The sequence below is a fragment of the Beggiatoa leptomitoformis genome, from assembly GCF_001305575.3.
Classification (GTDB): domain Bacteria; phylum Pseudomonadota; class Gammaproteobacteria; order Beggiatoales; family Beggiatoaceae; genus Beggiatoa; species Beggiatoa leptomitoformis.
In genome coordinates, this window is record NZ_CP012373.2 from 245,639 (window position 1) to 257,004 (window position 11,366).

Here is an 11,366-nt window from a genome sequence, read left to right on the forward strand (position 1 = left end):
CTTACGGAGCGATTTTCGTATTTAACTTATCATGTTCCGTCAACTGAAAATCGCTAGCAAACTCATCCTACCCACGCTAACACTGGTTACGTTAGGCGTTGTATTAATTTTATTATTTATTCAACAACAATTTCAAACAAGTGTAATACAACACACACAACAATATCTCGAAGCAATTACCTACCAATATGCAACGTTTGTTAAAGCAGAATTAGAAACCCCTCTCAGCGAAGTAAGAGCCATTGCTCGTCTGGTTGAAATAACGGCAAATCCGACAGAGGTCGTTGTTACACGTCAAGTATTAAATACCCAACTTAAGAACTACATTGAAAAAAATCCGACCATCTTCGCGGTCTATCTCATCTTTGAGCCAAATGCTTTTGATGGATTAGATTCTACTTATAAAAACACAGAACAATATGACACAACAGGACGATTTGCACCTTATTGGACACGTACCCAAATGGGCGTAGGAACGGTTGAATTCGCTAAAAACAGATTGCTCGACGCATATCAAACGCTCAAAAGTACGGAACAAGAAGAAATCTTAAGCCCTTATTTAACCACAGTAAAAAACCAAGATGTATCACTGATTTCTTTTCTTGTCCCTTTGTTTGATAAGCAAAAAAGGTTTATTGGTGTAGCAGGTGCTGATTTATTAGTATCCAGCCTAAACTATATCGCAACTGTACATTTGACTGATGCAACAGATACTTTACTAGAGGTCTATGCTGAAGATGGAACAATTGCCATCAGCCATGATAAAACCCACATTGGACAACCTGCAAACGCCTTGTACTATGACGAACAAATTCTAACGGGTATTTCTAAAGCCCAAAGCTTCTTTAGTCAGCGGACACTAGGACAACACACTTTTCTTACCTATGGTATGCCTTTTCGGATTGGGTTTAGCAATACATCATGGCTTATTACAATAGACATTCCTGAAAGTCGTCTAATGGCAACTGAACACTATGTAACCCGCTCCATCATCGCGTTAGGCGTGACTATTATTATTGGGACGATGCTCATCTTAATACCACTAACACGACGCTTAACCAAGCCACTACAACAACTCAATATTTATCTGCAACACCTAGCACAAGGACAACTTAACCAAAAACAAGATTATCAATACACAAGTCAAGATGAAATCAGTGAGCTACTAGATGCAACCAGACGATTACAAACAGGTTTATACCGTATAATTCAACAAACCAATGCCATTGCGATAGGCGATTATCACCGCCAAATAGAACTCCTGTCTGATAATGACCAACTGGGTTTAGCCTTGTCTAATATGACCGCTATGTTACATCAAGCTAATGAAAAAAATAGATTACAAGACTGGCTAAAAACAGGACAAACCCGTTTAAACGAATGTATGAGTGGCGAACAAGACAAATACATGCTTGCAAAAAAAGTAATCGTATTTCTAACACGCTATTTAGAAATGCAAGTAGGAACACTTTACGGAGTCATACCCGCTAAACAACCAACCACCCTAAAACTCCTTGCTAGCTACGCCTACAACCAACGTAAAACCATTGCTAATGAATTTATTTTAGGCGAAGGTATTATCGGACAAGTCGCCTTAGAATGTCGCCCGATTATCATGACGGACATACCCGAAGATTACATGATAATTCGCTCAGGATTAGGCAATACAACCCCCCGCGTTTTACTGGTTTTTCCTATTTTGTACGAAAATGAATTAAAAGGTATTGTTGAACTAGGAACATTCAAAATTCTCAACAACGACCATGTCGAATTTTTAAAACAAGTTATTCCTAGCATCGGTATCGCATTAAACACCACCGATACTAACCAAAAAATGCGCGATTTATCAAAAATCTAACTACTACAAAACCTCGTCAACACACCAGCTAAACATCCCCATTCTACACAACGTAAGACATAGGATTTCTGCTTGACATAGCGTAAAATGAACAGATTTCACCATCCTGTCTTAAAAAATAACGAGGAGAATTACTCATGTCGATGGCTGACCGTGATGGAGTCATCTGGTTTGATGGTCAATTAGTCCCTTGGCGCGATGCACAAGTCCATGTTTTAACGCATACCCTACACTATGGTATGGGCGTATTTGAAGGCATTCGTGCTTACAAAACCGAACAAGGCACCGCCATATTTCGTTTAAAAGAACATACCCGCCGTTTATTCGAATCGGCACACATCCTCGCTATGCCCATGACCTACGAACAAGCGACGATTAATCAAGCCATTATTGATGTTGTGCGCGAAAATAAATTAGAATCTGCCTACATTCGCCCCCTTTGTTTCTATGGCTCTGAAGGTATGGGATTACGCGCGGATAATCTAAAAGTTCATATTGCCATTGCTGCATGGACATGGGGTGCATATTTAGGCACAGATGGGATGGAAAAGGGCATTCGCATTCGCACCTCCTCTTATACCCGTCATCACATTAACGTGACCATGTGTCGTGCAAAAGCCGTCGGTAACTACATGAATTCTATGCTAGCATTACAAGAAGCATTAAGCTGTGGTTACGATGAAGCACTGCTACTAGATGCACAAGGTTATGTTGCTGAAGGCAGTGGCGAAAATATCTTTGTCGTGCGTGATGGCATTATTTACACCCCCGATTTAACATCTGCGTTAAACGGCATCACCCGCGATACAATCTTTACCTTAGCAAACGAATTGGGCTTAACCATCAAAGAAAAACCCATCACCCGTGACGAAATATATATTGCTGACGAAGCCTTTTTCACAGGAACTGCGGCAGAAGTTACCCCAATTCGAGAATTAGATAACCGCCCTATTGGAACAGGCAAGCGTGGCGTTATCACCGAAAAATTACAAAAATTATTCTTTGATGTCGTTCATGGTCGTCATGGGCAACACCAAGAATGGTTAACTCCCGTTCAATAATGGCTAATTTTTTACCAAAAGGATTGTGCTTTATGAGTCGTCATGCCGATGCAACGCCCAACGATAAAAATGAATACCAAGTCACAGAAAAAGACTTACCGTTACACTGCCCCACACCAGCCATGAGCTTGTGGAATTCCCACCCGCGCGTATTCTTACCCGTTACAGACTCAGGAAAAGCCAAATGCCCCTACTGTGGTGCGGTATTCGTCTATGTTGGGGAAAAACACGCACACCACTAAATAATGTCCGAATCAACATCCGCTACCCTCATCGTCGCCCCCTCATGGGTCGGCGATATGGTGATGGCACAAAGCCTATTCAAACTACTCCATACACAAGCCCCCACTAGCGCAATAGATGTTCTTACCCCCCGCTGGAGTGCAGGCTTATTACAACGTATGCCAGAAGTACGAACCGTTATAGAACATGATATTGCACACGGACAATTTGCATGGCGGGCGCGTCGTCAATTAGGGCGCGCACTAAACGGACACTATCAACGCGCCATCATATTACCTAACTCATGGAAATCTGCCTTAATTCCCTTTTGGGCAAAGATACCGCAACGTATTGGTTTTTTAGGCGAATGGCGATACGGAATATTGACAGATGCCCGCCGCAAAGATAAACGACAATATCCTAAAACAGTTGAACAATTTATCGCTTTAGCATTACCTGCTAATACCCCCGTTACAACATACCCCCGCCCACAACTATATCCCCACCCTGCAAATACCGTTTTGCACCGCTTAGGTCTAACCAAACATGCACCACTATTAGTGCTTTGTCCCGGTGCAGAATATGGTATTGCTAAACGCTGGCCACCCACCTATTTTGCAGATATTGCAGATTATTTTATCCAACAAGGGGGACAAGTTTGGCTGTTAGGGTCACAAAAAGACGCACCTATTGGTCAAGAAATAATCAATACGCTAAAGTCAGATAACTGCAAAAATTTATGTGGCTTAACCAATCTAGCCGAAGCTGTGGACATTATGGCGTTAGCCGATACCGTTATCAGTAACGACTCAGGTTTAATGCACGTCGCGGCAGCGTTAGATAAGCCCTTGATTGCCCTCTATGGCTCATCAGACCCCAACATGACCCCGCCATTACACCCCGCCGCCCAAATTTTATATTTAGGATTACCTTGTAGCCCCTGTTTTAAAAGAGTTTGTCCTCTAGGAGACACCCGCTGTTTACAAGATTTAAAACCTGAGCGTGTCATTCAAATTTTACGTGCAACTTTATAATAAGCAAAGAAAAAACCTTATTAAATAACCAACTAGATGACAATGAACAGAAAAGTAATCCTCTATATTGCAACAAGTTTAGATGGCTATATAGCTAAACCAAATGATGATTTAAGTTTTTTATCCATCGTCCAACAAGACAATGAAGATTATGGATATGCGGATTTTGTGTAATCAGTAGATACCGTCTTGCTTGGCAGAAAAACGTATGAATGGATAATGACTCAGGTTACGAATTTCCTCACGCCGATAAACATACTTTCATCCTAACACGGACAGCAAAACCGACTATTGGCAAAACAACTTTTTATACAGGGCAACTGAAAGACCTGATTATAAAGTTAAAAAGTGAATCTGGAAAAAACATTTTTATTGATGGTGGTGCTGAACTTGTAAACGAACTTTTAAAGGAAAATCTGATAGATGAGTTTATCATTTCCCTCATTCCGATTTTGGTAGGTAATGGTACGAAACTTTTTAAAGACGGGCGACCAGAACAAAAATTAGAACTTATTTCTACAAAACAATTTGAGAAAGGACTGGTACAACTCCACTACACATGCACCAATCGCTGACGACGGACGAATAATTTTTCTCGTTCTCACCATCTCAGTGAGAACGAGAACAAACGAATGGAAAATGACAACTTAACAAACGGTACTTACTAAACGGCCATCAATAACCGTATGCACAACTTTCCCCATGAATGTCCAGCCCAAAAATGGCGAATTACGTCCGATACTTTGCATCGTATCCTCAGTTAATGTCCATTCTAAATGCGGATTAATCACACAAATATCCGCAGGACTGTTTATTGCCAACGAACCCGCAGAAATACCCAAAATATGTGCAGGTTGTGTTGTTAGCCAACTCAACATAGTGGATAAATCCACTTTTAATTCCGTCGCTAATTGCAAACAAAGTGGTAATAAACTATCAAGCCCTGAAATACCTGCCGCTGTCAGTGCAAAGGGCGTTAATTTTGCGTCAGCCTCATGTGGTTGATGGTCAGAACAAACCGCCTGAATCGCACCATTTAACAACCCTTGGCGCAAACCGATTTTGTCACGCTCAGAACGTAATGGCGGATGAACATGACACTGACTGTTATATTCCCCTATATCCAAATCGGTCAAAAACAAATGATGCGCGCTCACATCCGCAGTGACAGGCAAACCACGTGAGCGGGCATCTGCAATCATCGCAACAGAACGTCCACTGGTTAAACGACAAAAATGTGCTTTTACACCTGTTAATTCAATCAATAATAAATTACGTGCAACATCAATAACTTCAGATTCTTCAGGAATACCCGCCAATCCTAAACGCACACTATATGCACCCTCATGCACACAACCCGCCCGCCCTAACCACGCATCTTGCGCATGGAGAAAAATCGTCATATCCACATTGGCGGCGTATTCCATTGCATGGCGTAAAACCTCTGTATTTTCAATCGGAGACGTTGCATTACTAACACCAATACACCCCGCCTCTTTTAAATCGCCCATACTGGCAAGATGTTGTCCTGCTAACCCTTGTGTCAGTGCTGCTAGTGGTAATACTTTTGTCATGCCCGCCTCTTCTGCCCGTTTTTGCAATAATTCTGCAACAGCGGGCGTGTCGATGACAGGATTTGTATCAGGCGGACAACATAACGTTGTAATACCATTACACGCAGCAGCACGGGTTTCACTGATAATTGTGCCTTTATGTTCTGCACCGGGTTCGCGTAAACGCACACTTAAATCTATCAGTCCGGGACAAACTATATGATGACTGACATCAATATCCCAATCGGCAGAAAAATGCGCGGGTGCATCACCGATAGCAATAATTTTTTTATTAGCAATATGTATATCAATAACTTGGTCAAGTTGCGTTGCAGGGTCAATAACGCGCCCGCCTTTAAGACTGAATTTCATTGTCATGTTGTTATATTCCTCGCCTGAATTTCCCGCTATTTTAACAGTTTTGTTTTTTTCAGGCGTAAGCGTCTTTATTAAAGCCTGTCTGAACCAGAATTTACTGAATTACTAAAGTTAAAAAACTCAAGTAATCGTTCAAGCGCGTGCTTAATTTTTTTGCGGTCTAATTTTATTTGTACCTTTGACTTCAAGATGATAGAGAAAACGCAAGCAGGGGAGCTTTGGCGCACCAATTCTACGGTTAAGCTGGGTTTTTAAGTAGCATTGGGCAAATTCTTAGATGGAATAGCGACTGATTGGTTACTAATATTTCGTATTCACGGCTGTTGAGTTGGCTGACTTCGTGGGTATGTTGTTTTGCCTGTCAGGGTATTACACCGTTTCCCTTGTTCCCACCGAGGCAGTGGGAACAAGGGGAAAAACTAAAAGATTTTGGTGAAATTGCCATAGTCGAAGTAGATACCTCCAACATCTCGATCTAACCCCATCGTATATTTCTTTTCACCAGTGGATTTATTTTCCAATGCTCTAAAAGTAGCTCGAAAAAAAGGTACCCACCATGTATCATCAGGCTTAGAAAGAAGTAACGGATCCATGCCAGGAGCATAAACATAATGGAGAGTTTTAAATGGATTATTATCAGTCGTCGGTTCTACAGGATGAATGCCATAATGCTGTCCATAAAAAACTCTATCTTCAGCAGAAACCTGAATGTTGTTTTCATACTCTTGCTGAGTGATATACCCCACATTTCTTAAAAAGTGTAAGTGCTGGTTAACATCAATTATCATCACACTACTACCGTTAACATGGACGGAAAGATATGTGATGGGAGCATCTTTATAACGAAAATCATCTCGTATATAAACACCTGAAAACAAACCACTTGGTGATATCGTTGTCGCTTCAGTCGTGGTAGCCTGTCCCTCTTCAACGACGGTTTCTGCATGAGCAACCATCGATAGACTAAACAGGAGTGTCAGTAGTACCGTAAAAAAGTGGTGATAGTAACGCATAATATTCCTCTTAGTCCTTGATTAAAGATTTAATCAGACTTTCAAAATCGCCCAAGCGAATATCTAAACCAAATGGTAACAATACCTTATCTTGAACTTTTAAAAGGACTTTCTCTTGTGCCTTGTCAAGATGTAAAGCACCCATAGCCGTATTAAATCCATAGGTTGCATCAGGGTTCTTACGCAGAAAGAATATTTGTGTTTCAATGTTGTCTGCATTTCGTTCCATGCTTGCATTTAACGAATTTAAATCGGTTGTGATTTCTGGGGTAATTAACCCGACAATTAGGTTTTCACTGTCAACTGTTTTGTCTGTTTTTAGTAATCGGTCAACTTTTACGAACAGTTCTGTTCTGAAAAGCTCTAATGGCAATGAAGTTTGTTGCGCAACTCTCTCCAGTTCTGCAGCACTTTCTTGGTAGCCATAGAACTTTTTGTTAGAAAGCACTTTTTGCAACTTGCCAACGACAATAATATCAGAAGTATTTACTAACTCTTCTAATGAGTTAGGATAGTTAAACTCCACCGTTGCCGCCGTGATATTGCTCATCAATACGATATACAAGCCTACCAGTAGCAATACGAGATATTTGTTCTTCTTCATAATGATAGCCTCTGCTTAATAGAGTTTATTTAATAAATTCAGGTCATCTGCCGTGTAATTCGTAGGGGCTGGAAGTGATGAACAATTACCAAAAAGCGTGTCCGTCATCACGGAAGCACACGAATCTGGAGTAGGGAGAAGAAACACACCATATTTATCTCGCAGAATATGACCCAATCCCAATAAGTGGGTAAATTCATGCAAAATCCAATGTGTCTGTTCGGGTAAAGGTGGCAACCATAATAAAGAACTATTTTGAACGCGGGGATAACCAAAATTTTGTGGGTCTCTTGAACCACCAGCACTGAAAATACTATTCCAAGCTATTGTATTGAACATAACTAATCCACTACTAATTGTTTGATATTCACAATTTTGAGATGGCTGGATATTGTTTGCAAGCTGTACAGAAACAAAATAGGAGTAGGTTACATCTGGTGTTAGCGTTACATTGTTAAAACATGTCTGACCAATCGCATTGATACCCATTGCCGCCGCTGAATACTGGCTTTCCCCCGTATTCATTTCATAAAAGATGACTGTATTGTTATAAGGTGGGGCTAGATTCGTAATAGAATCAATTTGAAATTGCACAGTCACTGACGGGGATGTTGAGGCACTCACCGCGTTAATTATTGCAGTGCCTGCGTTCGTATAGGCGGCCTCTGAAAAGCTATGGGTAAGTATGCGTAGTCTTATGGGGTTGTTTATATCAAAACTGTATGTATATGTCCCATACATTGCGTTACTACCTGGAACAGTAGAAAAGACATTGTAGGTGTAGGAAGCCACTGCTAGATGACTATAATAAACCAGTGAGCATCAGGCAAATACCAAAACAATATTTCATTAAAGACCTCTCTTAATCTTAGGTTGAGGATAGTCATAACGCACATAATGTTTTTATTTTTATAGCTATTATAGTAACACATTATTTTTTAATGTAAAGATTTTTACAATTGTTTTTATTAATGTTTCTCTCGTGTATTTAAGGGTAGTGGGGCATTGCCCACTGTCACCTATTTTTGATTAATGTCTAATTTAAACTGATTCGCAACGCGGCAGCCATTGCAAAGGGTGATAGGGTAAGTGCAAGGGTGAGTAATGCACCTAAAAAGTAGAGTTGTCCCGTTACAGGCAAGCCACTGGTCGCCGCGTTCACTGCACTAGCGGCAAAGATGAGAACAGGAATAAATAAAGGTAAGACTAACAAAGACAGTAATAAGCCGCCGCGTCGCAAACCAACTGTTAGAGCAACCCCAATTCCTCCAACTAAACTAAGAATAGGTGTTCCTAACAGTAGGGTTAATAACAAGATTCCTATAGCTTCTGTCGGTAAAAACATAAAAATGCCTAATAATGGGGAAACCAGCAATAAAGGCAATCCTGTAACCAGCCAATGCGCCAGTGTTTTTGCTAATACAAGCAGGGGTAAATTATGCGCACTCAGGGCGATTTGTTCTAAGCTACCATCATCAAAATCAGACCGAAAAAGATTATCCAGTGATAACATCGCCGCCAATAAGGTCGCTACCCAGATAACACCGGGTGCAATATTTTGTAATACGTTGGGGTCTGGTGAAATGCCTAGCGGAAATAGGCTTACAACAATTAAGAAAAAAAGCAGTGGGTTACTTAACTCAGCACGATGCCGGTAAGCAAGCATTAAATCCCGTTTTAATAGTACGGTGAAAGCAGTAAATTGATGTGACATGATTTTTAATTTTTTTGAGAAGGGCTGTTTAAGATAAACTATCCATCGTATCGGTCACGACAATTTTAATCCATGGATTGTTATGTGTTTGCGCATTTAGTGAGGATTGCCAACGGTTAATAACGGCAAGCAATTCAGGCGGGCGTACAGGTTTTGCAATGTAATCATTCATCCCCGCAGCCAAGCATTTTTCGCGGTCACCGCGTAACGCATGAGCCGTCATTGCAATGATGTAGGGACGTTGATCAATTGGCCATGCTTCATGAATACGGCGGGTTGCTTCAATACCGTCCATTTCTGGCATTTGAATATCCATAAAAACAATATCATATACGTGACGATTAACCGCTTTGATGGCTTCTTGCCCATCATTTGCTAAATCAACTTCATAGCCCATGCTGTTAAATAGTAACGCGGCAACTTTACGGCTGGTTTCATTATCTTCTACAACCAGAATACGTAGGGGGGTGGAGGTGGTTGGTGGACAAAAAGGGGCTTCTTCTATTGCTACATGAGGGGGTAAGGTAAAAGTCACAGTAAAACTGAAGTTAGAACCATGATTAACTTGGCTTTCAACCCAAATAGTACCGCCCATCAGTTGACAGAGTTGTTGACAAATTGCAAGCCCTAGCCCTGTTCCTCCATGACGGCGGGTAACAGAGGTATCTAATTGGCTGAATGATTTAAATAAGCTATCAAGTTGTTCTATGGGAATACCAACCCCTGTATCTTTAACCGTGCAGAATAGTTCGATTTTGTTGTCATTTAATAAGTGACGGGTAACGGTGAGAATAATCTCGCCTTTTTCTGTAAATTTAACGGCATTATCCATTAGATGACCGAGAATCTGTTGAAAACGAATCATGTCGCCAAAAACAGCTAAGGGGACATTACGATCTAACATGAGTGTCAGTTGAATATTTTTAGAAAGGGCTTTTGGCGCAATGCGGCGTAGAATTTTATCTATGGCTTGTTGCAGCTCAAATACTTCTTCTTCTAAGGTTAATTGTCCCGTGTCTATTTTTGAAAAATCTAATATATTATCAATAAGCTGTAAAAATTCCTGACTGCTCCGTTGAATTGTTTCTATGAGTTCTTGTTGATTATGGGTTAGTTCTGTTTTACGTAATAGATGTGTTACACCGACAACTGCGTTGAGTGGTGTACGAATTTCATGGCTGATATTTGTCAAAAAATTGGTTTTCGCTTGATTTGCAGATTCTGCGGTTTCACTCACCCAATTTAGTTGTTTTTGCAGGTTTTTTAAATAGCGTCCAATGAGTATCCCTAAGGTAAAAAAGAGGAGTAAGGTACAGAATATTGCGCCAATACCTATCCATATAAACCATTGATAATCAGAATTTTTAATTGCTTGCGGGGTGCTATTTTGTTGCGTTTCTATCAGTTGTGTCAGGTATTGTTCCAATTGTGTTTCAAGAGGATAAATATTGTCGCTTAAAAAACGTTCTTTATTAAAGGGTAAATCGGTGAGTGTTGTATCTATAAATTGTCGATATTGTGCAATCAGTTGTGTATTTATGTGGGATATATCTTCTAATGGTTGATGTACTTGAGAAAATAAGGGTAATTCTGTGAGTTGTTGTTGCTTATCTAAAATAATTTCTTGTTGTTGTTTGAGTTGGTAGTAAATATTTTGGCGAGTAGCGGGGTTATTAATTAAGGCTAGTTGTTGTAAATAAATAAAACGCCGTTGGATTGCTTGGTATAAAGCAGTAAGGTTTTTTTGTTGAATCGTTTGTTGTGAAATGGATTCTTGAAAATCGCGTTGAATGTGTTGCAATACTAAAAAGCTATTCGCTATTATCAGTAACAAAAGTATAAGACAGACAATCATCCCTTTATGTATAGGGGTCAGACTCGTGGTGTGTTCAGAGGCGGGTGGTTTTTGCGACGGTATTTTTAGCATTA

12 protein-coding genes are annotated in these 11,366 nt (G+C 40.4%); 6 read left to right on the top strand and 6 right to left on the bottom strand.

Annotated elements, in window-relative coordinates:
• The first annotated feature begins 31 nt into the window (after positions 1-31).
• From AL038_RS01060 to AL038_RS01080, 6 genes are all read left to right on the top strand, one after another.
• Positions 32-1,858: a GAF domain-containing protein gene (locus AL038_RS01060; RefSeq protein ID WP_062147743.1), complete on the top strand. Its 1,827-nt coding sequence runs from the start codon at positions 32-34 to the stop codon at positions 1,856-1,858.
• A 137-nt stretch (positions 1,859-1,995) separates the two neighbouring features.
• Positions 1,996-2,919 (top strand): branched-chain amino acid transaminase, encoded by a 924-nt coding sequence (locus AL038_RS01065; RefSeq protein ID WP_062147746.1) that lies wholly within the window; start codon positions 1,996-1,998, stop codon positions 2,917-2,919.
• 32 nt (positions 2,920-2,951) lie between these two features.
• Positions 2,952-3,161, top strand: coding sequence for a zinc-finger domain-containing protein (locus AL038_RS01070; RefSeq protein WP_062147750.1), 210 nt, complete (start codon positions 2,952-2,954; stop codon positions 3,159-3,161).
• Positions 3,162-3,164: 3 nt separating this feature from the next.
• Positions 3,165-4,175: a lipopolysaccharide heptosyltransferase II gene (waaF, locus tag AL038_RS01075; protein WP_062147753.1), complete on the top strand. Its 1,011-nt coding sequence runs from the start codon at positions 3,165-3,167 to the stop codon at positions 4,173-4,175.
• Positions 4,176-4,217: 42 nt separating this feature from the next.
• Complete coding sequence (locus tag AL038_RS18705) at positions 4,218-4,349, top strand: dihydrofolate reductase family protein (protein ID WP_272898032.1); 132 nt, start codon at positions 4,218-4,220, stop codon at positions 4,347-4,349.
• Positions 4,350-4,387: 38 nt separating this feature from the next.
• A complete protein-coding gene (locus AL038_RS01080; protein WP_201800115.1) occupies positions 4,388-4,750 on the top strand; it encodes a dihydrofolate reductase family protein in 363 nt (120 codons plus the stop codon).
• Positions 4,751-4,822: 72 nt separating this feature from the next.
• On the opposite strand, the gene AL038_RS01085 is transcribed toward AL038_RS01080, so the two are convergent.
• The 6 genes from AL038_RS01085 to AL038_RS01110 form a co-directional block, all read right to left on the bottom strand.
• Positions 4,823-6,106: a dihydroorotase gene (locus tag AL038_RS01085; protein ID WP_201800116.1), complete on the bottom strand. Its 1,284-nt coding sequence runs from the start codon at positions 6,104-6,106 to the stop codon at positions 4,823-4,825.
• Between the two features lie 419 nt (positions 6,107-6,525).
• Positions 6,526-7,119, bottom strand: a complete 594-nt coding sequence (locus AL038_RS01090) for a hypothetical protein (RefSeq protein WP_062147756.1) — start codon at positions 7,117-7,119, stop codon at positions 6,526-6,528.
• Positions 7,120-7,129: 10 nt separating this feature from the next.
• Positions 7,130-7,723 (bottom strand): hypothetical protein, encoded by a 594-nt coding sequence (locus AL038_RS01095; RefSeq protein ID WP_145917036.1) that lies wholly within the window; start codon positions 7,721-7,723, stop codon positions 7,130-7,132.
• Positions 7,724-7,738: 15 nt separating this feature from the next.
• Positions 7,739-8,347, bottom strand: coding sequence for a hypothetical protein (locus AL038_RS01100; RefSeq protein WP_145917037.1), 609 nt, complete (start codon positions 8,345-8,347; stop codon positions 7,739-7,741).
• 412 nt (positions 8,348-8,759) lie between these two features.
• Positions 8,760-9,437, bottom strand: coding sequence for a heme exporter protein CcmB (ccmB, locus tag AL038_RS01105; RefSeq protein WP_062147765.1), 678 nt, complete (start codon positions 9,435-9,437; stop codon positions 8,760-8,762).
• A gap of 28 nt (positions 9,438-9,465) precedes the next feature.
• Positions 9,466-11,364: a response regulator gene (locus tag AL038_RS01110; protein ID WP_083991381.1), complete on the bottom strand. Its 1,899-nt coding sequence runs from the start codon at positions 11,362-11,364 to the stop codon at positions 9,466-9,468.
• Positions 11,365-11,366 lie beyond the last annotated feature (2 nt).

Coding starts and splice junctions, on each gene's coding strand:
- ccmB (WP_062147765.1), bottom strand. CDS start 9,437: ATGTCACATCAATTTACTGCTTTCACCGTACTATTAAAACGGGATTTA.
- AL038_RS01095 (WP_145917036.1), bottom strand. CDS start 7,723: ATGAAGAAGAACAAATATCTCGTATTGCTACTGGTAGGCTTGTATATC.
- AL038_RS18705 (WP_272898032.1), top strand. CDS start 4,218: ATGAACAGAAAAGTAATCCTCTATATTGCAACAAGTTTAGATGGCTAT.
- AL038_RS01060 (WP_062147743.1), top strand. CDS start 32: ATGTTCCGTCAACTGAAAATCGCTAGCAAACTCATCCTACCCACGCTA.
- waaF (WP_062147753.1), top strand. CDS start 3,165: ATGTCCGAATCAACATCCGCTACCCTCATCGTCGCCCCCTCATGGGTC.
- AL038_RS01080 (WP_201800115.1), top strand. CDS start 4,388: ATGGATAATGACTCAGGTTACGAATTTCCTCACGCCGATAAACATACT.
- AL038_RS01110 (WP_083991381.1), bottom strand. CDS start 11,364: ATGCTAAAAATACCGTCGCAAAAACCACCCGCCTCTGAACACACCACG.
- AL038_RS01065 (WP_062147746.1), top strand. CDS start 1,996: ATGTCGATGGCTGACCGTGATGGAGTCATCTGGTTTGATGGTCAATTA.
- AL038_RS01090 (WP_062147756.1), bottom strand. CDS start 7,119: ATGCGTTACTATCACCACTTTTTTACGGTACTACTGACACTCCTGTTT.
- AL038_RS01085 (WP_201800116.1), bottom strand. CDS start 6,106: ATGACAATGAAATTCAGTCTTAAAGGCGGGCGCGTTATTGACCCTGCA.
- AL038_RS01070 (WP_062147750.1), top strand. CDS start 2,952: ATGAGTCGTCATGCCGATGCAACGCCCAACGATAAAAATGAATACCAA.